At 44.0% G+C, this 23,594-nt stretch carries 18 protein-coding genes and 1 other annotated feature; of the genes, 5 read left to right on the plus strand and 13 right to left on the minus strand.

The features are described from left to right. Nucleotides 1-27 precede the first annotated feature (27 nt). Nucleotides 28-618 (minus strand): YqhR family membrane protein, encoded by a 591-nt coding sequence (locus PPM_RS15885; RefSeq protein ID WP_013371791.1) that lies wholly within the window; start codon nt 616-618, stop codon nt 28-30. Nucleotides 619-880: 262 nt separating this feature from the next. Here PPM_RS15885 and PPM_RS15890 point away from each other — a divergent pair, with 262 nt between their 5' ends. The 3 genes from PPM_RS15890 (at nt 881) to PPM_RS15900 (ending at nt 3,474) form a co-directional block, all read left to right on the plus strand. After that, nucleotides 881-1,882: an ABC transporter substrate-binding protein gene (locus tag PPM_RS15890; RefSeq protein ID WP_013371792.1), complete on the plus strand. Its 1,002-nt coding sequence runs from the start codon at nt 881-883 to the stop codon at nt 1,880-1,882. A 271-nt stretch (nt 1,883-2,153) separates the two neighbouring features. Then, nucleotides 2,154-3,146: a DUF1385 domain-containing protein gene (locus PPM_RS15895; protein WP_013371793.1), complete on the plus strand. Its 993-nt coding sequence runs from the start codon at nt 2,154-2,156 to the stop codon at nt 3,144-3,146. Nucleotides 3,147-3,153: 7 nt separating this feature from the next. Next, a complete protein-coding gene (locus PPM_RS15900) occupies nt 3,154-3,474 on the plus strand; it encodes a hypothetical protein (protein WP_173364601.1) in 321 nt (106 codons plus the stop codon). A gap of 118 nt (nt 3,475-3,592) precedes the next feature. On the opposite strand, the gene PPM_RS15905 is transcribed toward PPM_RS15900, so the two are convergent. The 3 genes from PPM_RS15905 to mntR all read right to left on the minus strand — a co-directional run bounded on the left by PPM_RS15905 (nt 3,593) and on the right by mntR (nt 6,986). Continuing rightward, nucleotides 3,593-4,582: a patatin-like phospholipase family protein gene (locus PPM_RS15905; RefSeq protein ID WP_013371795.1), complete on the minus strand. Its 990-nt coding sequence runs from the start codon at nt 4,580-4,582 to the stop codon at nt 3,593-3,595. Nucleotides 4,583-4,677: 95 nt separating this feature from the next. Then, a complete protein-coding gene (locus PPM_RS15910) occupies nt 4,678-6,423 on the minus strand; it encodes a family 10 glycosylhydrolase (protein ID WP_013371796.1) in 1,746 nt (581 codons plus the stop codon). A gap of 137 nt (nt 6,424-6,560) precedes the next feature. Then, on the minus strand, nt 6,561-6,986 hold the full coding sequence (mntR, locus tag PPM_RS15915) for a transcriptional regulator MntR (RefSeq protein WP_007430946.1): 426 nt from the start codon (nt 6,984-6,986) through the stop codon (nt 6,561-6,563). A 252-nt stretch (nt 6,987-7,238) separates the two neighbouring features. On the opposite strand from mntR, the gene splB reads away from it, so the two are divergent. Further along, complete coding sequence (gene splB / locus PPM_RS15920; RefSeq protein WP_013371797.1) at nt 7,239-8,303, plus strand: spore photoproduct lyase; 1,065 nt, start codon at nt 7,239-7,241, stop codon at nt 8,301-8,303. Here splB and PPM_RS15925 read toward each other — a convergent pair. The 8 genes from PPM_RS15925 to adhE all read right to left on the minus strand — a co-directional run bounded on the left by PPM_RS15925 (nt 8,296) and on the right by adhE (nt 21,116). Beyond that, nucleotides 8,296-9,012, minus strand: coding sequence for a cytochrome c biogenesis CcdA family protein (locus PPM_RS15925; RefSeq protein WP_040103438.1), 717 nt, complete (start codon nt 9,010-9,012; stop codon nt 8,296-8,298). The genes splB and PPM_RS15925 overlap by 8 nt on opposite strands. A gap of 169 nt (nt 9,013-9,181) precedes the next feature. Then, nucleotides 9,182-11,200 (minus strand): methionine--tRNA ligase, encoded by a 2,019-nt coding sequence (gene metG, locus PPM_RS15930; protein ID WP_013371799.1) that lies wholly within the window; start codon nt 11,198-11,200, stop codon nt 9,182-9,184. A gap of 104 nt (nt 11,201-11,304) precedes the next feature. Continuing rightward, nucleotides 11,305-11,574 (minus strand) — a binding site (T-box leader). A gap of 37 nt (nt 11,575-11,611) precedes the next feature. After that, entirely contained in the window at nt 11,612-11,902 is a 291-nt protein-coding gene (yidD, locus tag PPM_RS15935) for a membrane protein insertion efficiency factor YidD (RefSeq protein WP_013371800.1), read from the minus strand. 1 nt (nt 11,903) lies between these two features. Next, nucleotides 11,904-12,395, minus strand: coding sequence for a Fur family transcriptional regulator (locus PPM_RS15940; RefSeq protein ID WP_013371801.1), 492 nt, complete (start codon nt 12,393-12,395; stop codon nt 11,904-11,906). Between the two features lie 255 nt (nt 12,396-12,650). Further along, nucleotides 12,651-14,873 (minus strand): copper amine oxidase N-terminal domain-containing protein, encoded by a 2,223-nt coding sequence (locus PPM_RS15945; RefSeq protein WP_013371802.1) that lies wholly within the window; start codon nt 14,871-14,873, stop codon nt 12,651-12,653. A gap of 217 nt (nt 14,874-15,090) precedes the next feature. Continuing rightward, nucleotides 15,091-15,849 carry a pyruvate formate-lyase-activating protein gene (gene pflA, locus PPM_RS15950; protein ID WP_013371803.1) on the minus strand — a complete coding sequence of 253 codons (759 nt, stop codon included), beginning with the start codon at nt 15,847-15,849 and terminating at the stop codon, nt 15,091-15,093. Nucleotides 15,850-15,914: 65 nt separating this feature from the next. Then, complete coding sequence (pflB, locus tag PPM_RS15955; protein ID WP_013371804.1) at nt 15,915-18,176, minus strand: formate C-acetyltransferase; 2,262 nt, start codon at nt 18,174-18,176, stop codon at nt 15,915-15,917. Nucleotides 18,177-18,503: 327 nt separating this feature from the next. Continuing rightward, nucleotides 18,504-21,116 carry a bifunctional acetaldehyde-CoA/alcohol dehydrogenase gene (gene adhE / locus PPM_RS15960; RefSeq protein WP_013371805.1) on the minus strand — a complete coding sequence of 871 codons (2,613 nt, stop codon included), beginning with the start codon at nt 21,114-21,116 and terminating at the stop codon, nt 18,504-18,506. Nucleotides 21,117-21,374: 258 nt separating this feature from the next. Here adhE and PPM_RS15965 point away from each other — a divergent pair, with 258 nt between their 5' ends. Further along, entirely contained in the window at nt 21,375-22,091 is a 717-nt protein-coding gene (locus PPM_RS15965; RefSeq protein WP_014599995.1) for a Crp/Fnr family transcriptional regulator, read from the plus strand. Between the two features lie 145 nt (nt 22,092-22,236). Here the strand turns inward: PPM_RS15965 and PPM_RS15970 are convergent, their stop codons facing one another. After that, nucleotides 22,237-23,004, minus strand: coding sequence for a DODA-type extradiol aromatic ring-opening family dioxygenase (locus tag PPM_RS15970; protein ID WP_013371808.1), 768 nt, complete (start codon nt 23,002-23,004; stop codon nt 22,237-22,239). Nucleotides 23,005-23,594: the final 590 nt, after the last annotated feature.

The following is a 23,594-nucleotide window of genomic DNA, read 5'->3' on the forward strand; positions in this document are numbered from 1 at the left end:
AGGGGATAGGCGCTTGAGAAGTTTTTGTTACGTTCTGCCCCCGGCCTTCTCAGGCTCGCGCATTCTTTCATCCGTATACTCGACAGCAACGGTATATCCGATAAATAGTCCCCACAGTAGAAATACACAAACTTCCGTATATATGGAATTCCATGTTAACCGATAAGGAGGGTTCATCATCCCTAACTTAGGACCTGTTAACACAAATAAAACAACCCACCAGATCAGACCGTATATAATGCCGGGTATAGGGCCATTAAACCTGCGCAAAATCAGAGTGTACACCAAGGACGCTACAACGGACAATGCAATAAAAAACAGCAGCCCTACCAAATGCCCTGCCATGGTGTTCATGAACGAATGCTTAAAAAACGGCTCTGCCAGAAAGCCAGGCGCCACTACTGTAAAGTGCAGCGTATAAAATAGCCAGCGCAGCAATCCCCAGAGCAAACCCGCAAAAAAACCCAGCTCAAGTGCAAAGGGAATGAGCGGTGTATGTACTTTGCCTGACTGTTGTCTGCCTCTGCTACTGTTGTCATTATGATTACGTTGATCTTGAGATTCGCGAGACTGTTCCTGGTCATGACCTATTTTCGGTATAGAGTAAGTTTCACTCATGTGGTTGGATCTCCTTTCAAAATGCATAAATTTTCTCATGGTAAAGACTCATTGTTATAAGGAAAAGCATGTGTACTTTCACCAGATTCGTGCCTATCCATTTTGAGAGGTAGTATGCTCCAGTGGTGGGTATTTTAACAATGAAATTGAATGGATTTTGTATTCTTTTCATTGACAAAAATTCAATCCTGTTTCATAATATAATGATGAAAATGATAATCATTATCATTTTATAATACGTTTATATAGGAGAACGCAATCTATGAAAAAGGGATTTATCGGATTCTTATTGTTACTGACTTTTATGCTCACACTGGCAGGTTGTGGAGCAACTGACAATGCAGCGAATAAAGGCCAGACAGCTACGTCGGGTAGCAAACCTACTGAAGCAGCGACCGGTCCTGTGACAGTAAAGCATAACCGTGGTGAGCTCACGCTTGACAAGCCCGCTCAGCGTGTCGTAGTACTGGAATGGACATTCACGGAGGATTTGATTGCATTGGGCGTGCAGCCGGTTGGTAATGCGGACAATGCCAACTATAAGGTGTATGTGACTCCAGAGGCAGCTCTGGACAGTAACGTGGTCGATGTCGGTACACGCAACGAGCCTAATTTGGAGGCGATTGCTGCATTAAAGCCGGATCTCATCATCTCCAACTTTGATGGGAATGAAGCAATCTATGAGCAACTCAAGGCTATCGCACCGACGATTGAATATAATCTGAACGATGGTAACGGCTACGACTATGATAAGATGGTAGAGATTTTTAATAGTATCGCAGTCGCTCTTGGAAAAGAGGATAAAGCTAAGCAGGTGCTTGCCGATCTGGATCAGCATTATGCCGAAGCCAAACAAAAGCTCGCCGCTGCAGACAAGTCGGATTTTCATTTTATACTGACACAGGCTTTCACTTCCCAAAATGCAGCCAGCCTGCGTATGTTTTCAGATAATTCAGTCGTCGTGGGAACATTGGCGAAGATCGGTTTGGTCAACGATTGGAAACCGAGCAAGGTTGAATCATATGGCTTTTCAACTGTAGGCATTGAAGCTCTGTCAGCTGTTCAGGACAGTAACTTTATCTATATTGTGCAGCCGGACGATAATGTTTTCGGCTCATCTATGAAAAATAATTCTGTTTGGAACGGTTTGAAATTCGTCAAAGAAAAACGTACTTATCCGTTGGCCAGTACAACATGGACGTTTGGCGGCCCGGTCTCGTCAAAGGGACTGGTTGATGGAGTTGTAGGGGCAATCACGCAATAAATTTCATGTTGACGATTCCGTCTGGATTTATAACTGACGATAATAAGCATTTATGGGGGCAGTTTGACCGCTCTCATAAATGCTTTTTTAAACCTATGGTATGAGTCTCCCCCACACACTACAAGGATTTCCATCTTCTCCGTTATGACTAATTAGCCTTTTCAAATGATAAAATTAGCAGGGCACCACATCCCATTTTCGTCTAACTAGATATTCCCTTCCAAATTCGATACAATATACAAAAAAGCATGTATTAAGAGAGGTGAGACGGTTGTCACAAGCATCCAAGCCTGTGAGCTACGGCGGTCAGGCAGTCATTGAAGGTGTCATGTTCGGCGGCAAGCGTGTCAATGTCACGGCAGTTCGCCGCAAATCTGGCGAAATCACATATTTGGAAGTACCACGTAAGGAGCAATCCTGGGTGTCCAAATTCCGCAGAATTCCGTTATTGCGGGGGATTGTCAGCATCATCGACTCCAGTGCCAAGGGCACCAAGCATTTGAACTATTCAGCCGATGCGTATGCTGATGATGAAGTAGATCCGGAAGAACGCGCTGAACAAAAGAAAAAAGAGGAATCCCGTTGGAGCCTGAGCATGATGATCGGCGTGGCTGCGGTCGGTATATTGTCCTTCCTCTTTGGCAAAATTGTATTAACCCTCGTTCCAGTTGTTGTGGAGAGTTTCCTGTTTGACGGTTTGTTTCACAACCAGATTTTGCATAATCTCGCTGAAGGAGCTATTAAGCTGATTTTGCTGCTGGCTTATTTATGGGGTATTTCCCAGACTCCGTTAATCAAGCGACTGTTTCAATATCACGGCGCGGAGCATAAAGTGATTACTGCATTTGAAGCAGGGGAAGAACTAACTCCAGCCAACGTACAAAAATATAGTCGACTGCATTACCGCTGCGGCAGCAGCTTTATTATGCTCACCGTGATTATCGGGGTACTTGTCTATTCCCTGTTTACCTACGATAATCTGTGGGAGCGCATGGGGCAACGTCTTTTACTGCTTCCGATCGTATTGGGTCTTTCTTTTGAATTCCTCAAGCTGACCAATGCACTTCGGGAAATTCCAGTGCTTCGTTATCTAGGTTACCCCGGCCTATGGCTGCAGTTGCTTACCACCAAAGAACCGACCGATGATCAAGTCGAGGTATCGATTGCCTCATTTAAGCGTATGCTTGAATTGGATGCTGAGTTGGAAAATGTACCTGTAAAGGAGACCCTCAACAGTCCGGTCCTTGATCCTGTGAAAGGATGAGTGAATGATGTACAGACATGCCGTTATTTTCTGGCTTACCCTTGCTTTGGGCGCATATGGAATTATAGATATGCTATGGAAAGGTAGCTGGGGCTTTCTCATTAGTTTACTAATCCCTGTTTTTATTTTTGCAGTTATATTTCTGCTGTACAAATACCAGCCTGGACAACGCAAGCGAACTCCCAAAATTAAGCCCTCTGTGCGCACCATGGCCAAAACAGCCAACACACGTAAGCAGCAAACTACAAGCAAACGCAAAACTTATCCTTTTCATGTTATTGAGGGTTCCAAGGGTAAAAATGAAGAGGAACAACCCAAATATCATTAATAATCATCAACCTTTAAAATGTAGCACAAAGGAGCCATTACCCGTGTTTTGAAATATGACCGGGAAGAGGCTCCTTTTTTACTTTCATTAAATTACTTCACCTGCCAGTAAGTGGTGCTTATTTCATGGCGTACATGGTATCTTTCATCAATTGATACTTACTATACTGCTGCTGGTAAGAAGTGATACTCCATTTGTGGAAAAAAGCTTCTCCTGCCTGCACACCGGAAGCATATAACAAATCACTTTGCTCTAGTGAAATGCTGAATTGTGCTGTGCGGATACCTAAAGTTGGAATTTTAATGGTCCGATACCGATTCTCCTGCTCAATATACCGTTCATCATGTGCCGATAGCATTGTATCAAAAATAGCCTGCAGCATGGTCAATGGGCCTCGTATATAAGAAACTTTGGTCTCCGTCCCTGTTTTGCCCACCATTTGAAACCCTACCGTTGGAATCGTTTTGGCCTCACGTTCATTTACAGGCTCATCAAAAAGCCACAAAGGCAAATTACTGAGCAAGGCCCCGTCAACTACAAATACAAATTGCTGGGAAAAGGTTTTTCCCTTGGCAAGTGCAGAATCAAGTCTTAACATAACAGGATCAAAAAAATAAGGGATACTGGTGCTCATCCGAATGGCCTTGGCTACCTCCAGCGAAGAGGGGTTTATACCAAAACGTTTGATGTCCTCAGGAAGCACCAAAATGCGTCCATTCGTAATGTCTGATGCAATAATGCGCAGCTTGCCAGGAGGTAGATCCGCGAACGTACGCACTCCTTTAGCTCGTAACAGCTCGCGTACCCAATGCTCCAGTGCCTCCCCTGAGTAGAGCCCTTTTTTAAGAAAGATACGTGCTGCTGGCCCAACCCACTTAATGTTGAATACTGGAGAACGTCGTAGCAACTTGACCAAGGGGGTTTTCTCAATTACGGCTTTCATTTCATCCGCCGTATATCCCGCAGCCAATAAAGCAGCTACAATAGCACCTGATGATGTACCTGCCAAACGATTGAATACAATATCATGATCCTCGGCAGCCTTAACTGCACCCGCCAGCGATATTCCCTTAACCCCTCCACCCTGGAACACAGCATTGATCAGCATAGATCAAAAAACCTCCGTTCTCTTGGGAGTAAGCAGTTCTACTGCTTATCTATGAGAACGGAGGTCCATATAGAACCTAAATGATCCAATTTATATCATAATTTATAATAATTTTGAAGAAGTTGAATGAGTCCGTATGGATTTTTGCGCAAATGCTGTGCACTAAAATAAATATCCCCTTTAACCTGTTTATAATTCTCGTTCAGTTCAAGCTGCTTAATTAACTCTTGAGCTGATTGCCACCCTTTTTCAGGGGTGCCGATTTTATAAGGTGAATGACCGATATACAGCTTAACATCTGAATTTTTGACCTCATTGGACCACCATGCGACAAGCTTGTCATATCCAGCCGCTGGGAAACCGATACTCCAGTAAATTTGTGGAGCTACATAATCAATCCATTCTTTGTTAATCCAGGTTCTTACATCCGCAAATGTCGTGTCATATGCAGTAACGCCTGCCTTGGTGTCTGAACCCGTTATATCCTGAGACTTGTTGCGCCACACCCCAAAAGGACTAATCCCGAATTGAACTTTCGACTTGCTGGCATGAATGCTTTTGCCCAAATCGCGAACAAAACTATTCACATTATCTCTCCGCCAGTCACCTTTGTTAGAGATTTTGTTGGCGTTATATGCTTTGAAGGTCGCATCATCATCAAAAGTCCCGCTGTAAGGATAAAAATAATCGTCCAAATGGACACCGTCAATATCGTATCCGTTTACGACTTCCATAATCGCAGCAATGACATGCTGACGTGCAGCAGGAATTCCAGGATTGATGTACAACTGGCTACCATTCTTAACAATCCAATCCGGGTGCTGATTAGCTACATGGTTTGCTGCCAAACCGCTAGTTGTTCCTGTAGAATTCGCACGGAACGGATTAAACCAGGCATGAAATTCCATCCCCCGCTTGTGTGATTCGCTAATCATAAATTTCAACGGATCATAGCCTGGATTTTTACCCTGGGTATTTGTTAAATACTTGCTCCATGGCACAAGATCAGACCGATAGAGCGCATCACCGCTGGCACGAACCTGAACGAATACTGCATTAATTCCCATGCCCTGCAGATCATCGAGCATTTTTGTAAACTCTTGCTTTTGCTTCTCGGAGCTGCTTCGGGCAGCCGAAGAAGGCCAATCTCCATTAATGGTGGAAATCCATGCTCCTCGCATAGAGGTTGTAGCCTTTACCTGAGCCACATTTCCCTGGGAGGAACCTGAGCTGTCCTCATTAGTAGATGTGGAAGATGAGTTGGCTACGTCCTGTCCATCATCTTTAACTCCCTGATCCGTGCTTACACTTTCCTGATTGCCAGATGCTGATGTATCTGATGATGAGCTACTGCTTCCCACAGCAGAAGTGTTCCCACTAGTAGAGGCACCTTCTTTACCACTGCTTAACGTAATGACCCGTTCTGAGGCTTGCCAGTCTACCTTTAAGCCCAACTCTTCCCCAACAAAACGCAACGGTACCATGACTCTCCCACTTGACATACGCGCAGATGCGTCCAAGCGAACCGACTTACCATTCACAGTAGCGCTTTGTGCACCATTATCCATAGATATATTTTTGTTCTGTGCTGTAATCGTTACCGTACCAGACGATGCCGACCAGTTAACCTGAGCGCCTAATCCCTCACTAATCACTCGCAAAGGAACCATCGTGACATTCGCTCCCTGTACAATGTACGGTGATGCATCACTTTGCAGGGACTGTCCGTCCAATATAATCTCAATCTCACCAGTTGGTGCCGCTTGAACTCCAGGCACGATGGCAGTCTGTACTGCTAAGAGTAGACCCGAAACCATGAGCCCTATTTTCTTCCGATTCATATCTTTATAATCCTCCGCTACCCCTGTTAATTTTAACCCCTATGTTGTCCTGCTATATAATGGATAGACGCTATTAACCGGATATTTGTTGCGGTCAGGACAAATAAAAAAAGCATCGTCCGTAAGGACAGATGCTTTTAGGAATCTCCACTTAATTCCTTGTGTATGTCATGAAGCTGGCGCAAGCGATCTTCATCCCGGCGGAAATATTCAACCAATGTCTCGATACGGGTGATGGAATCCCAGCTCAAATGGTGTTCAATACCTTCCACATCTTTATATATCAGGTCCTTGTCAACCCCAATCATATCCAGAAATTGCTCTAGTAGCTGGTGGCGGTCAACCAACCGTTTGCCAACCTTTTTCCCTTTTGGTGTCAAAATCAGTCCCCGATACTTCTCATATACAAGATAATCGTCCTTATCCAACTTCTGAATCATCTTGGTGACGGACGAAGGATGCACTTCCAAACCTTCTGCGATATCCGAGACACGAGCATATCCCTTCTCATCGATCAGTTGGTAAATGCGCTCCAAATAATCTTCCATGCTTGGCGTTGGCACTTGTTTCCCTCTTTTCTGTTATTGAACGGGCGCTTACCGCCTTCATTTCCTGCATTAAACCTACTATGTAATGATACATGTTATCATCGCTCATTGGCAAGTCTCGTCCCTCCACTCACATCTATTGCCACGATTTGTTCAATTTAAGCAGGGTACACTAATGTTGTCGCCCCTGTCTCGTTGCTTTCTGCGGATATACTTTAGAGTTGGACACCAGAGCACAGAGGATTTATTTCGAAAGGAGCGTTAGCCATGTCTACGCTTGAGCGTACTCCTGTCCAAACCAGAGGAACCAAGCCATTCATGCCTGATCTGGTGTTTTTTGAGCCAGACGCACTAAATTATCCCAAAGGCCAGCGTATTATGGATTGGGTCAAAGCTAAGGATATTCCGTATCGTATGACGACCTCTCACAACCGAATTACCAATTTACCAGGTGAAACTGAAGTTGAAAAGTACCGAATGGCAAAAAAGACACTGGTTGTCGGAATCCGTAAAACATTAACTTTTGACCAATCCAAACCCTCTGCCGAATATGCCATCCCTATTTCGACCGGCTGCATGGGGCACTGTCACTACTGTTATTTACAAACAACCTTGGGAGCGAAACCTTATATTCGCATCTATGTCAACACTGACGATATCATATCAGCAGCTAAAGGCTATATCGAGGAGCGAGTGCCTGAAATTACTCGTTTTGAAGCAGCTTGTACCTCTGATCCGGTTGGTTTGGAGCATATCACCGAATCGCTTGGAGACTTGATTCGTTTCATGGCAGATGAGGAATTTGGCCGACTTCGTTTTGTTACTAAATATCATCATGTGGATCCATTGCTGGATATTAAACATAATGGTCATACTCGCATCCGCTTTAGCATTAATTCCGATTATGTTATTAAACAGTTTGAACCTGCAACTTCGCGCTTCGAGGAACGTATTGAAGCAGCGGGCAAAATCGCACGGGCCGGTTATCCGCTGGGATTCATCATTGCACCCATCATTTGGTATGACGGCTGGGAAGCAGGTTACGGAGAGCTGCTGCGTAGATTGGGAGAAACCTTGCCCCAGCATGCTACAAAGGATCTGACATTCGAACTAATTCAGCATCGCTTTACCAAAACATCCAAAGCGGTTATCGAGAAGCGTTACCCGAAAACCAAACTGGAAATGGACATAGAGAAACGTAAGAAAAAATGGGGCCGCTGGGGACAGAATAAATATGTTTATCCTGATGAACAGCAAAATGCACTGCGGGAATTTATTACTGAACGCATTTTTGAACATTTTCCTTTAAGTCGTATTGAATATTTCACATAACTAGCATCCAATCCGGGGTAATCCGTTGTAAAAAAAGCGTTACATCTGTCATATGATCCGTTACCAACAAAACGCCGGTGATCACAAGTAACATGCCACCTATTTGGAGAAGTATGGAAGTATAACGGGACGATAACTTAACAGAGCCTGCCAGCAAAGCCAATATAAAAAACGGAATCGCAAAACCAAGCGCGTAGCCAGTAATCAACTTGAACCACATGTGATGCTCTACCGCTGCCAAAGCGATAATAGCTGTTAGCATAGGACCGATACAGGGGGACCAGCCTGCCGCGAACCCAATTCCGATTACAAAGGAACCGGCGTATCCGGCAGGCTTCCATGTCCAGCGCAGCTTATGCTCTCTCATTAGAAACAATGGACGGACGAAACCAAGAGATACCAGACCCATGAGTATAATAAGCAGCCCTGCTACGATTCTTAGCGTATCCCCATAATTGGCAAACCATTCTCCAAGTAACCCGACACTTGCCCCCAGTGAATAGAAAACAACCGAAAAGCCTAATACAAAAGCAAGTGTGTGCCCCATGGTACGATAGCGAATTTCTGCCTTGTGCCGTCCTTCAGCCAGTTCACGTGCCGACATTCCTGTTATATACGATAAATATGATGGATATAGTGGCAAGCAGCACGGTGAAAAAAAAGAAACCAGTCCGGCAACGATGGCCAACCCGGCGTTGACATCTGACATCATTATTTCCTCCCACCTGTCTTAGTGAACACGCAGAGCAGATACAAGCCCTGCCTACTAAAACATACGTATAGACAGAGAAAAATATGATGCAAGCCAAAAAGCGTATGCCTGGGGAGAATAACACCCAAGCATACGCTTTTTACGTTCTTTTATTTTACATAGCCTCTTATTTTACAATTGCACCATTCGGCATACCTTCCGGTACAGTGGCCAATGTAAGCTGATCCCCATGTGATGCTGCCAAAATCATACCCTGCGACAGCTCACCCCGAAGTTTTACTGGCTTAAGATTTGTGACACAGATCACCTTGCGTCCAATCATATCTTCAGGTGTATAAAATTTCGCAATTCCCGATACCACCTGCCGCTGCTCATAGCCAAGATCGAGCTGTAGCTTTAACAGTTTATCAGCCTTCTTCACAGGCTCACAGGCGACAACCTGAGCAACGCGCAGCTCTACCTTGGCAAAATCCTCAATGCCAATCTCTTCTTTCGCCTCTGGTGCTTCCTGGCTCGCCTTAGATGCATTCAGCGGTTGAGCTTGTGTCGCAGCTTCCTCCGGTTTCTTACCTCCAGTCATTGCTTCTACAATAAAAGCAACCTCTTGCTCAGAGTCCAGACGAGGGAAGATCGGATTCCCTTTAACCAACTGCGTTCCTTCTGGAATACGCCCAAATTGCTTACCGCTATCCCATGTAGTCAGCTCTCCTTGACGAATACCGAGTTGTTCCCAAATTTGGTGAGGCGCACGTGTCAAGAAAGGCTGAAGTAAAATGGAAGCAATACGCAAGCTTTCTACCAAATGCACCATAACAGATGCCAATTCGCTACGTTTTTCCTCATCCTTAGCCAGATTCCACGGTTGAGTCTCGTCAATATACTTGTTGCTGCGGCTAATAAATTGGCTAATCGCCGTTAAAGCCACGGAAAATTCCATATTTTCCATAGCTTCTTCAACTTTACTATAAGTCGATGTCGCCATATCTACCAAAGCTGCGTCGAATGAGGTAACATTGGCTTCATAAGCGGGAACTTTACCGTCAAAATATTTGTCTACCATCGCTACAGTACGATTCAACAAGTTGCCCAGATCATTGGCCAAATCTGAATTTACACGATCTACAAAACTTTCAGGTGTGAATGTTCCATCCGCTCCAAATGGCACCTCGCGCAGCAAGTAGTACCGAAGTTGATCCAGACCATAACGGTCAATCAACGTTACCGGGTCTACCACATTGCCTTTAGATTTCGACATTTTACCATCTTTCATGAGTAACCAACCATGTGCAAATACTTTTTTAGGCAACGGAAGATCCAGTGCCATCAGCATGATTGGCCAATATATCGTGTGGAACCGTACAATCTCTTTACCTACGATATGCACATTTGCTGGCCAAAATTTATCGTACAGCTCAGTATTAGAAGAGCCATACCCCAAGGCTGTGATGTAGTTGGAAAGTGCGTCAATCCACACGTATACGACATGCTTCGGGTCCCCCTTAACCTTAACTCCCCAATCAAACGTTGTACGGGAAACAGCCAGATCCTCTAGCCCCGGCTTGATGAAGTTGTTAATCATTTCTTTTTTCCGGGATTCCGGTTGGATAAACTGCGGGTTCTCTTCATAAAATTGCAGCAACCGATCAGCATACTTGCTCATGCGGAAAAAGTAGCTCTCTTCCTTGACTAGTTCTACAGGGTGTCCACTATCTGGGCTCTTACCTCCAGTGACATTGCCTTCAGCGTCCTTCACTACGTCAACGAGTTGAGTTTCTGTGTAGTAAGTCTCGTCAGGAATGCTGTACCAACCTTCATATTCTCCCTTGTAAATATCGCCTTGTTTTAATAAACGATCAAAGATTTCCTGTACGACAGCCTTATGACGTTCCTCCGTAGTACGGATAAAATCGTCATTGGAAATGTCAAGCTTCCGCCACAGGTCTTGGATACCTGCCACAATGTCATCTACGAAACGTTGCGGCGTTTTCCCAGCTGCACTTGCCTTTTGCTCAATCTTCTGACCATGCTCATCCGTTCCTGTCAAATAACGAACCTCATAGCCCCGTAGCCTCTTATAGCGAGCCATCGCATCACCCGCTACCGTCGTGTAGGCATGACCTATATGTAGCTTGTCACTGGGATAATAGATCGGTGTTGTAATGTAAAATGTGTTCTCACTAGACATGTATGTTCCTCCTGTTTTGTTCACGGCTGCAAAAGATTTGCTACCATGATAGGTACTCCAATTCATGAATTAGACACAAATTGGCACAAAAAAGACCCCCGTCCCTATGGGACGAGAGTCACCTCACGCGTTACCACCCAAATTCCCTGTACCTTCGCAGAATACAGGCTTCACCGGTCACATCTGACCGCCCATTAACGCTGGATCACGCCTCCTCCTTACGATTGCCTCTTGAACACAGCTTCACTATGGCAAATACGCTCGAAAAAGGTTCCTCCAGGACCATATTCAGGCTTCACTCCAGACCGGTTTTCAGCTAACTCCGGCTCTCTGTACTGGACGACTTACCTTACTCATCCCTTCACAGGAAAACAATATTAACCAAAATATAACCAAATCGGCACGGCGCTGTCAAGTCAGACCCTTCTCGGTATGGGTAGCCAAACGATCTTTGTCAGACTTATCTACCCCCTTTTTTGCAGGAGGGACCAAATCTACGCCGCCGGGATGAAATGGATGGCATTTAGCTATACGCTTTGCAGCCAGCCATGAGCCTTTGAGTGCACCATGCACTTCTACCGCCTCCAGCGCGTACGCCGAACACGTCGGATAGAACCTGCAGGTAGCAGGTTTTAATGGTGAAATGTAAGCACGATAAAACTGAATCGGAGCCTGTACCACTCTACGTGTGGTGATTTTCATTTCAGTAGCCTCCGTGGCTGTGAGTGTGACTGCTCGTCTGTCTGAAACCCCCATCCGAATTACTTTCAGTATGCCCATTCTTCTGCTGGCAGTCTTTGCAATAACCAAAAATTTCAAACTTATGCTCGACGATTTGGAATTGATCTGTCGGATCTGTCATTTGCATTGGACAAAAAGAAATCGGCAATGTTTTCTGACAACTCAAGCAAATCATATGGTGGTGGTGGTGATGTTCATTACAGCTCACCTTGAACTTCATTCCATCCTCAAAAGATACCTGCTCCAGTACACCCAATTCCTGCATTACACGCAGATTGCGATAAACTGTATCAAAGCTAAGTCCGCTGTACTTCTTACCCATATATTCATAAACGTCTTTGGGGGACAGATACCCTTCATTCTCGGAAAATAACGTGGCCAACGTCTTGCGCTGATCTGTAATACGCAGCCCTTGAGCGGACATCGTTGCGATAATCTCATCCTTTGTCAGCATGCGTTTCACCCTCCCCTGTCTATAGTTTCAGGTTTTCTGATGCAGGCTTAGGCTTGCATCTATTCATTATACCACGATTAAAGTCAATATTATAAGAGATATTCGTGCTACTCATAAGAAAAAGACGTTCTCCAGTGCTGCAACCAAGTTCGCAACGGGAGAACGCCTATATTCTGCAAGTGACGTCGACTTTTAAAACGGTGAATGATGAGACTCAAGTGGTCTAAGCCGGTAAACAGCACCGGTTATTTCAAATTAATTTTTAATAGCTGGTAAAGGCATAACTACTACGGAAACTGGAAGATTACTACCAGCAGCTGCAGTGAAATACATCTCTACACTTTCCTCAATATGACCTGTACGATACAGTACACTCATTTCATTCGGAGCCCATACAGAACCATTTGTCGGTATACCCACAACCTGATTGTTAACCATCGCATAGCCGGAATATTCGCCTCCCCGCGGGTTAAACGTAATCAGTGAATATGGCGCTACATGGTCCAACTTAACCTTATATACAACACCAAAGTTACCGGCATTGGAAGCAGAAGAACCGTCCAGACCGTCGGTACCAATCAGGTTCGGGTCTACCTTATTATCACCAAGAACGATACGTTGAGCTGTTTTACCAACCTCTTCGGTATAATTGAGTGAAATATCCGAATTTGCGTACGTTCCACGGTTATGAATACCGTCCTTAGGCAGTTTTGCCAGAGTAGGCAACGCAGTCAACGGATCTACATTAGCATCTAGCACAACTACCGTGTATTGAATAGGTTGATCCGTGTACAGATCGGATAACAAAGAAATAACTTGTTTTTGCTTGATTTTTTGCGCGTTCAAATCTTGTAAAATAACACGGCTCTCACCCGGATTTAGAACTGTGCTGGAATGCTTGCTTCCATCCAACATAGATTGAAAGTACCTTTGAATCGAAACTTTACCCGCAGCTGTGGCAAACTCAGATGGTCCAGCAAAACCGGAATTTTCGACATTTATATTGGTAGGCGTGATATTGTTGTTGGTCGCAATCACGTACATCTTTACATCTCGACCCGTTTCATTGACATGATGGACAAGAATACGCGTACTGCCTGATCCTGTTTCCTGATACACGATACCATCCTGGAACACACGCTCTGGGCTGTTAGCACGGATCAATAGACGTGGGGAAGAAGTACTTGTCACTGGAATAGTAGCCATAGCAGGCACCTGACTGCCATCTACACTGTATTTATCACCATATGGCGTGAAAATTTTATTGAAATCATCTTCGTTGTACAGCAGTTCATTCGTAATTTTAATTGTTTCACTTTTGGTACCTGTTGCGCCATGCTTATCAGTCACGGTCAGTGTAATGGTTACATCACCTGGCTGGAAGAAGGCAAGTTTCTTGTTCTCCCAATCACGCTTAGTGATAGCATTCTCGTCGTCAGTACTCAGGTCGGTAATGGTGATTTTTTCACCCATCTTGTACTCTTTTTTATCTGTTGTAAACAGAGCCACTGGCGGCTGGTTTGGCGGTCTTACTGTAATTGTTACTGAGTAAGGATCACTCCAGTTCCCAGCAGAGTCAAGAACGGAATAGGTAACTACATATGTACCCGGCTCCTGAAATACGTCCTGCTTACCTTCCCAACGTTGGTTCACAATCGGAAGACCTGTAGGAGAAGATTCCTTAGTCAAATACGTAACTTGAGTTTCGCCCGCATAGATATCTTTTTGCTGAACCGTAAAAGAAGCTTTTGGTTTTTGATTCAAATCCATGATAACTTGTTTAGTTGTATTATTCACAGTATAAGGAATATTTAAGGCCTGTGTAATCGAGGTCAACGGTACCATAAATACGTTCTTTTGTTGGAAAGCCGGTCCCTTCATTTGTCTAGCTTCACCGTTAACCGTATAAACCTTGCTGTCTGTTTTGAAACGCAGGACATTTGTTCCTTGGGTGATTACGGTTTCTTTAGTGGCAGTGTCATAGCTAAACTGCAATCCGACACGACTGACAAGAGAACGGATAGCTACATAGGAAACTCCGTCTTTGACTGTCATCGGCTGAGTTGCTGTATATACCTGTCCGTTTTGTTCCATTTTAGCACTGTTCAAATACAAAATCAGTTGATTCGCATTCATGGATGTTGGAGCTCCACCAGGATTGGTAATCGTTCCGTCTCCACCGTATACATCATTGGTTACGTTCGATCCGTTAATAGTATCTGTAGGCAGACCAGTCAATGGATCATTGGATACACCTGTGTTATTAGGTGTTACCGTATTATTTTGTGTGCTTGTTCCATCTTGATCTCCGATACTATTCTGAACGCCGGAATCAGCAACATTGGTCTGAGCCTGCTGTGCGCTAACCGAATCGGTGGATTGAACAGTTGTTGATGCTGCTTCTGCTCCTACAGGGGCTACTGCAGCCACCTGAGCTACCGCCAGGACGGTGAGCATGGTCCATTTCTTGAAATTCATTGTCTGTCTCCTTCTATCCCCAAATTATTATCATTCCCGTGAAAAGTCATACTATTAGACGCGACAGTTGTCAAAAAGTTTCTGGAAATTTTGACGATCATGAAAAAAAGGGAACATTCTCCTGTGATTGCAAAAATTCAACAACAAAAAGCCGCCGTCCATCTGATCTGATGTGGCGGCGGCTTCATAACCTGAAAGTAGTTCTGATCCATTTACATTATGATGGACGACAGGCAGTATTCGTTCCTGCAGTCTCCAGACGACCCTCTTCAATGAGTCGATAAGCGCGTTGAACTTCTTCATCTGTAGGGGACGGAACTCCCTCCAGCGGATACGCCTTACCGAGCATTTCCCATTTGTAAACACCCATTTGATGGTAAGGTAAAATTTCGAATTTTTCGACTCCGTTCAACGTTCCAATGAACCGTCCCAAATTTAGTAGATCTTGCTCGTCATCATGAATACCCGGTACAAATACATGTCTAATCCACATCTTGCGCCCTTGCTCAGACAACCATCGGGCCGTACTTAACATACGGTCGTTGGACTTGCCTGTAAGCTTAATATGCTTGTCGTTATCGATGTGCTTAATATCTAGTAGTACCAAATCCGTTACGTCCAGCAGATCATGGATACGACCTGCATCATTAAAGCCGTTACTGTCCAATGTCGTGTGCAAATTCCAGCGACGTTTCACTTCTTTGAACAGCTCCGCTACAAAATGAGCTTGCAATGTCGGTTCTCCACCGGATACGGTTAATCCGCCTCCCGAAGAACGGTAATAGGCTAAATATGGCTCAATCTCAGCCAATACTTCTTCTAACGTCATCGGGTTACCTTCATTCAAGGCCCAAGTGTCCGGATTATGGCAATATTGACATTTTAACAAGCATCCTTGCATAAAGAGCACGAAGCGGATGCCAGGACCATCGACGGTCCCGAAGGTTTCCAATGAGTGTATGTGACCTTTCAACATGTTGCATCATCCTTCCCGCATCCGCTATGCGTGCGTCAGTGTATTATTTGATACGTAAAACCTACTTACATTGTACCGTGGAATGTACGGTTAATAACATCCAATTGTTGCTCACGAGTCAGCTTGATAAAGTTAACGGCATATCCGGAAACACGAATCGTAAGTTGTGGATAGTTTTCTGGGTGTTCCATTGCATCCAATAGTTGTTCACGAGCAAACACATTGACATTCAGATGATGTGCGTGGCTTCCAAAGTAGCCATCCATCATCGAAACAAGGTTTGTTTTGCGTGTTTCTTCTTCTTTACCCAGTGCTTTAGGCACGATAGAGAAGGTATTCGAAATACCATCTAAGCTGTGTTCATATGGCAATTTGGCTACGGAACTCAGAGATGCCAGAGCACCTTTTTTATCACGACCATGCATCGGGTTTGCACCTGGTGCGAACGGTTCGCCTGCTTTACGTCCATCAGGTGTTGTACCTGTTTTCTTACCATATACCACGTTGGAAGTAATAGTCAGTACTGATTGAGTAGGAACCGCATTACGATAAGCTTTATGTTTGCGGATCATGCTCATGAAGCTTTCTACCAGTTCTACAGCGATAGTATCTACGCGGTCATCGTTGTTACCGTAGCAAGGGTATTCGCCTTCGATTTCAAAGTCAACAGCAATTCCTTTTTCGTTACGAATTGGTTTAACTTTTGCATATTTAATGGCGCTCAAGGAGTCGGTAGCAACTGACAGACCCGCAATACCACAAGCCATGGTACGCAGAATATCACGGTCATGCAACGCCATTTCAATGCGTTCGTAGCTATATTTATCATGCATATAGTGAATAACATTCAAAGTGTTCATGTACAGTTTTGCCAGCCATTCCATCATAGGTTTGAAACGGCTCAACACTTCTTCGTAATCCAGCACTTCGCTTGTAATGGCTGGGAACTCAGGTCCTACTTGAACGCCGGATTTTTCATCCTTACCGCCGTTAATGGCATACAGCAGAGCTTTTGCCAAGTTGGCACGAGCACCAAAGAATTGCATTTGTTTACCGATTCTCATGGCGGATACACAACAAGCAATACCATAATCATCGCCGTAGATTGGACGCATCAAATCGTCATTTTCATATTGAATGGAGCTAGTTTCAATAGAAACTTTTGCACAATATTTTTTAAAGCCCTCAGGCAGTTTTTCTGACCACAGTACAGTCAAGTTAGGCTCTGGAGCAGGTCCTAAGTTGTACAGTGTGTGCAAGAAGCGGAAGCTGTTTTTGGTAACACGAGTTTCTCCAGTGACAGACATACCACCAATGGATTCTGTTACCCAAGTTGGGTCACCACTGAACAGTTCGTTGTAGTCAGGTGTACGCAGGAACTTAACAATACGCAGTTTCATAACAAAATGATCGACCAGTTCCTGAGCTTGTTCTTCGTTCATCGTACCTTCCTCAAGATCACGTTGAGTATAGATATCAAGGAATGAAGATACACGTCCCAAGGACATTGCTGCACCATTTTGTTCTTTAATCGCTGCGAGATATCCAAAATATACCCATTGGAAAGCTTCTTTTGCATTGTTAGCTGGTTTAGAAATATCAAAACCGTGCTCAGCAGCCATTTGTTTCAATTCATTCAAAGCACGAATTTGTTCAGAAATTTCTTCACGTAGACGGATTACGTCTTCTTCCATGGAATCAACTTCAAGGCTTTTCAATTGAAGTTTTTTATCTTGGATCAAGAAGTCTGCACCATACAGAGCTACGCGACGATAGTCACCGATTATACGACCACGACCGTATGCATCTGGCAAACCAGTAATGATACCAGCTTTACGAGCTGCTCTCATTTCATCTGTATAAGCGTCAAATACACCTTGGTTGTGTGTTTTACGAATATGAGTGAAAATGTCAACAATGCTTTGTGGCACTTCAAAACCATAGGCTTTGCAAGCGTCGATCATCATCCGAATTCCACCAAACGGCTGCAAAGAACGTTTGAATGGAGCATCTGTTTGTACACCGACAATTTGTTCTTTGTCCCGGTCCAAATAGCCCGGTTTATGTGAAATAATGGTGGATGGCGTATTTACGTCTACATCAAGCACGCCGCCGTTTGCCAACTCTTTTTTAGTAAGATCAGATACAATTTCCCACAATGCAGTTGTATTGGCGGTAGGACCAACCAAAAATTCTTCATTGCCAACATAAGGTGAGATATTGGTTTCAATAAAATCGTTGACGTTAACTTCTCTAGTCCATTTTCCTTTTTTAAAACCTCTCCAGCCAGATTGTTGCTCTTGTAATTCTCTCTCAATCACCGACATGTAAATCCCTCCAAATTGTTTGGTCTTCCGGACTTGTGATTTTTTTCACGTTTAAACTATTTCTTGAGCCCGGCCTTTTCACCGATGCCTTACGCTCAGTGTCGGGACCTTTCTTACACTCTTATTGTAGAATAATGATAGAGTGTAGTATGTGACATAAATCACAATATGAGTGATTTTTATCACTTTATTTTCCCTAGCTTCACGCCTATACCTTCAGCCTCGCCGCTCACCTCCCTTCCCAAACCAAGAGGCCCTCTATATAGAGAGCCTGCATTGGTATTGTATAGGAAAATGCTTTGTTACAAGCCTCTTCATACTATTATATTATTGATCAAAGCGTCCGTAGAAGGCATTGCGGTATACATCAGCCAATTCAGTAACCAGCGGCAGCTTTGGATTTGCAGTTGTACATTGATCCTCAAAAGCGCGGTCAGCCAGATAATCTACACGTGATTCAAAGTCTTTTGGATCGAATCCGAGTTGTTGGAACGATTCCTCGATACCGAGTGTTTTGTTCAACTTACGGATCGCGTCAATTAAGCTGTTAACCCCTTCTTCAGTGGTACGTGCAGGCAGTCCCAGTATGCGTGCAATTTCTGCATAGCGCTCATCTGCAACAAAGTGCGAATATTTAGGGAACGAAGCAAATTTTGTCGGTTTTTTCGCATTGTAGCGAATAACGTGCGGCAGCAAGATAGCATTCGTGCGGCCATGCGCCGTATGGTATTGTCCGCCCCATTTATGTGCAAGACTGTGGTTAATACCCAAGAATGCATTAGCAAACGCCATACCTGCAAGTGTAGAAGCATTATGCATTTTTTCGCGAGCCAACTTGTCGCCGATCAGAGCCGATTGCTCCAGGTATTGGAATACCAGTTGAATGGCTTTAATTGCCAGACCATCTGTGTAATCATTGGCCATTACAGACACGTAAGCCTCGATAGCATGTGTCAGAACGTCCATACCTGTATCGGCTACAGCTGTTTTAGGCAGCGAATATACAAACACAGGGTCAATAATTGCCACATCAGGAGTCAACTCATAGTCAGCCAGCGGATACTTCGTGTTGCCCAGGTTTTTGTCTGTAATTACTGCAAACGATGTGACTTCCGAACCTGTACCCGAGGTTGTAGGGATAGCTACAAATTGTGCTTTTTGACCCAGACGTGGGTACTTGTAAATCCGTTTACGAATATCCATGAATTTTTGCTTCAAGTTATTGAAATCAGTATCCGGATATTCATAGAACATCCACATGCCTTTAGCAGCATCCATTGGCGAACCGCCGCCGAGTGCGATGATGCAATCCGGTTGGAAACGTCTCATCATTTCAGTACCACGCTCTACCGTAACTGTCGATGGATCTGGCTCAACTTCAGAGAACACTTCAATCGCAACTGGTGTTTGGCGCTGGTGCAAATAATGAATGACGCGGTCCACATATCCGAGTTTCACCATCATAGGGTCAGTGATAATGGCTACACGTGTGATATCAGGCATTTTAGCAAGATACTGTGTCGAATTTTTCTCAAAATAAATTTTGGAAGGTACTTTGAACCATTGCATATTCACCGTCCGTTTCGCCACCCTTTTCACATTAATCAAGTTAACTGCAGATACGTTCGACGAAGTCGAGTTACGACCGTACGAACCGCAACCAAGTGTCAACGAAGGAAGGTTGGTGTTGTAAATATCACCGATTGCACCATGTGTGGAAGGTGCATTTACAATGATACGACCTGTTTGCAAACGGTTTGCAAAGCGAGCGATAACGTCCTCATCTTGCGAATGGATAGCTGACGAGTGACCCATACCGCCGAACTCTACAACTTCAGCAGCACGTTGGATACCTTGCTCTGCATTTTTCACTTTGTAGCAAGCCAATACCGGACTCAATTTTTCCGCAGATAATGGGAATTTGGTTCCTACTCCTTCAATTTCAGCGACCAAAATTTTTGTTCCTGCCGGTACTGTAATGCCGCTCATTTCAGCTATTTTTACAGCAGACTGTCCGACGATGGCCGGGTTCACTGCACATTTTTCTACATTCATAGCCCCTTGAGTGAGCTTAGCTGCTTCTTCTTTATTTACAAAGTAGCAACCATTAGCAATCATCAATTTCTTCACTTGCTCGAAGATAGGCTCTTCGATAATTACGGCTTGTTCCGAAGCACAAATCATACCGTTATCAAAAGATTTAGAAAGGATAAGGTCGTTCACGGCCTGTTTGATATCGGCTGTTTTTTCAATAAAGCAAGGTACGTTACCAGGACCTACGCCAAGTGCAGGTTTACCACAGCTATAAGCTGCCTTAACCATGCCTGATCCGCCAGTTGCCAAAATCAATGCCACATCAGGGTGGTTCATCAGTACATTTGTTTTATCCATCGAAGGTGCTTCAATCCATTGGATGCAATCCGCTGGAGCACCATGTTTAACAGCTGCTTCAAGCAAGACGCGGGCTGCTTCCGCACTACACGATTGAGCAGATGGATGGAAGCCGAAAATGATTGGGTTACGTGTTTTAATGGCAATTAACGCTTTGAACATCGTAGTCGAAGTCGGGTTTGTTACTGGAGTAATCCCCATGATGATACCGACTGGCTCTGCAATCTTTTGGAAGCTATCGAAATCATTATCTTCAATGACACCAACGGTCTTCTCATTTTTGATGCTGTGATAGATATATTCTGTTGCAAACATGTTTTTGGTGATTTTGTCCTCGTACACACCGCGTCCTGTTTCTTCAACAGCCAACTTCGCTAGGTGCATGTGCTTATCCATCCCTGCGAGTGCCATAGCTTGTACGATTCCGTCAATCTGCTCCTGATTCATACTCATGAAAGCTTGCTGTGCCCGGTTCGCCCGGTCAATCAGCGTTTGAATATACTGCTCTGCGCTTTGCTCTTTTTGGATAACCTCGTTTTTAACAGCCATTTCCCTCATCCTCCTGTTATCTCGTGTACTATCTCTTGTTCACGCACTGATCGTAACACAGCTTTTCAAGATATTTTGTGATTTTTTTCACAATCTATTTAAAATTTTATTTTATGAAGTGAATTAAATCACAAAGTTTGGAATTCTGCCACTTTTACCCCCTCTTCTTGCCCCAAAAACTCATTGCACAGGTATATAATGAATTTGAATTGATCAAGTTGCAGATAAAAAACATAGGATACAAAGGGGAAATGGACGATGAGAAACCCTACAAATGTAATGGAAGCCCGCGGCAACACCTGTTGCTTCTCGGAGGCCAGCTTCAACCGGTTGCAAGTGATGATGAAAGATCGAGTTATGCCAGAAAGCTCGCATTTGTTCTGGGAAGGAGATACAGCGGATAAGCTGTTTTATATTAAGCGCGGACGCGTAAAGGTAACCAAAACAACGGATGAGGGTAAGGAACTTATTCTATATATGTATCAAAGCGGCGATCTTGTTGGTCAAGCTGATCCTTTCTTCGGCACCAAGCATTCCTTTTCTGCTGAGGTTCTGGAGGACAGTGATATTGGCGTAATCGATCATACAGATTTGGAGCTGCTTATTTGCCAGCATTGTGATTTTGCGATTGACTTTATGAAATGGATGGGATCGCATCATCGCATTACTCAGACCAAGTTCCGCGATTTGATGATGTACGGCAAGCCTGGCGCTCTATGTTCCACACTCATCCGACTATGCAACACCTATGGTGAGCCTCACGGCGACTATATCCTGATTCATAAAAAGATTACTCATACTGACTTATCAAACATGATCGGTGCTACCCGGGAAAGCGTAAATCGGATGCTCAGTGATCTGCGTAAGAAAAATGCAGTAGAATACGATAATGGTATGATTGTTGTCAAGGATTTGGAAATGCTGCAAGGTGTATGTCATTGTGAATTGTGCCCACGTGAGATTTGCCGGATATAATAAATTGTTTTTTAATGTAAAAGGGAGTGCTGTAAGCCATTATTAGCTTATAACACTCCCTAATTTTATTCCACTCCCCATTTTTTAGAGAACGGACGGGACAGTAACAAAGCACATAACTCGACCTTCTTCTGCCCTACACGCTTTAAAACTGAAAGCATAGATAACTTAAATTTCCCATCTCATAGCTTCTATGGATGACCTTAGCTTTGTTTGCAGGATTGCCACTACCCATTGCAATAAACAACGGTACAAAGTGTTCTGCTCTAGGTACGGCCTGACGAGCATATGGCGCTTCGCTTTCATAGTGATCCAAAGCTTCTATATCTCCGCTTTGCACTTTTTCGATAATCCAGTCATCAAAATCAATTGCCCAAGGCTCCGTTTTCGTTTCTCCCCATTTGACAATACGCAGATTATGGACAGTCACGCCACTGCCAATGACCAGAATATCTTGTTCTCCCAACTCACGCAACACGTCACCAATGGCAAATTGTGCTTTGGGCGAGAGGTACGGATTTACGGAAATCTGAACTACCGGAATGTCTGCCTCAGGATACATACGATGCAACAATGTCCAGGAACCATGATCCAGTCCCCTCACCCGATCAGTTTGTACATCGATGCCCTTTTGTTCATATAACTTTTTCAACTTATTAGCTAGTTCAATAGAACCATGTGCTGGATACTTCACTTCGTACAGTTCGGGTGGGAAGCCTCCAAAATCATAAAGTGTATCGTATATGTCATCCATTGAACTAATCGTTAACACTTGCGTCTCCCAGTGAGCTGTAAAGATAACAATCGCCTTAGGGTGAACGCTTTTCCCCAACTGCTCTAGAAATGCAGTGTAGTCCGTCTGTTCAATAGCAAGCATAGGTGATCCGTGGGCTAAAAATAAAGATGGTACCATTAAAAAATCCCCTTATCGCAAACAATTTATTTTATTCACTTAGTAACTTTATGTAAGCAATAATACATAAGTAATATAGTAATGTCAATATAGATGCCAGCATATACTTAAAGATCAACAATTCTTTAAATAAAGATTGATATAGGTATAAAGTCATAGTAATATGTAACTAATAAATTTAAAAATATTATTATATCCCGATACAAAGGACTGGTTTCTATGGAGATACATACTTCGAATTGCCCAAAATGCGGTTCCGTTTTCCGTCAAAATCTTAGAAACCTGTGTAATACTTGTATTCAAGAAGAAAATATATTCTTTGACCGCTGTTCTAACTATCTATGGAAGCATCCTTCTACTCATACTCGCCAACTCAGTGATGTGACTGGCACACCTATGGATTTGCTCACGGATTGGGTAAGAGCAGGCAAATTTCCCTCCACATACAGTCAGCTTGATTATCCTTGCGAGTCCTGCCGTTCTCCCATTTATGCAGGAAGGCTTTGCCACTCGTGTTTAGGCACATTTCGTTCAGCCGCACTGGATATTCAATCCCGCATCCCTCGCCGTACAACAGCTGGAGTATTCTC

Origin of the sequence: Paenibacillus polymyxa M1 (genome assembly GCF_000237325.1) — a bacterium.
GTDB lineage: Bacteria > Bacillota > Bacilli > Paenibacillales > Paenibacillaceae > Paenibacillus > Paenibacillus polymyxa_C.

Coding starts and splice junctions, on each gene's coding strand:
- PPM_RS15885 (WP_013371791.1), bottom strand. CDS start 618: ATGAGTGAAACTTACTCTATACCGAAAATAGGTCATGACCAGGAACAG.
- PPM_RS15890 (WP_013371792.1), top strand. CDS start 881: ATGAAAAAGGGATTTATCGGATTCTTATTGTTACTGACTTTTATGCTC.
- PPM_RS15900 (WP_173364601.1), top strand. CDS start 3,154: ATGTACAGACATGCCGTTATTTTCTGGCTTACCCTTGCTTTGGGCGCA.
- PPM_RS15905 (WP_013371795.1), bottom strand. CDS start 4,582: ATGCTGATCAATGCTGTGTTCCAGGGTGGAGGGGTTAAGGGAATATCG.
- PPM_RS15910 (WP_013371796.1), bottom strand. CDS start 6,423: ATGAATCGGAAGAAAATAGGGCTCATGGTTTCGGGTCTACTCTTAGCA.
- splB (WP_013371797.1), top strand. CDS start 7,239: ATGTCTACGCTTGAGCGTACTCCTGTCCAAACCAGAGGAACCAAGCCA.
- PPM_RS15925 (WP_040103438.1), bottom strand. CDS start 9,012: ATGTCAGATGTCAACGCCGGGTTGGCCATCGTTGCCGGACTGGTTTCT.
- metG (WP_013371799.1), bottom strand. CDS start 11,200: ATGTCTAGTGAGAACACATTTTACATTACAACACCGATCTATTATCCC.
- yidD (WP_013371800.1), bottom strand. CDS start 11,902: ATGAAAATCACCACACGTAGAGTGGTACAGGCTCCGATTCAGTTTTAT.
- PPM_RS15940 (WP_013371801.1), bottom strand. CDS start 12,395: ATGCTGACAAAGGATGAGATTATCGCAACGATGTCCGCTCAAGGGCTG.
- PPM_RS15945 (WP_013371802.1), bottom strand. CDS start 14,873: ATGAATTTCAAGAAATGGACCATGCTCACCGTCCTGGCGGTAGCTCAG.
- pflA (WP_013371803.1), bottom strand. CDS start 15,849: ATGTTGAAAGGTCACATACACTCATTGGAAACCTTCGGGACCGTCGAT.
- pflB (WP_013371804.1), bottom strand. CDS start 18,176: ATGTCGGTGATTGAGAGAGAATTACAAGAGCAACAATCTGGCTGGAGA.
- adhE (WP_013371805.1), bottom strand. CDS start 21,116: ATGGCTGTTAAAAACGAGGTTATCCAAAAAGAGCAAAGCGCAGAGCAG.
- PPM_RS15965 (WP_014599995.1), top strand. CDS start 21,375: ATGAGAAACCCTACAAATGTAATGGAAGCCCGCGGCAACACCTGTTGC.
- PPM_RS15970 (WP_013371808.1), bottom strand. CDS start 23,004: ATGGTACCATCTTTATTTTTAGCCCACGGATCACCTATGCTTGCTATT.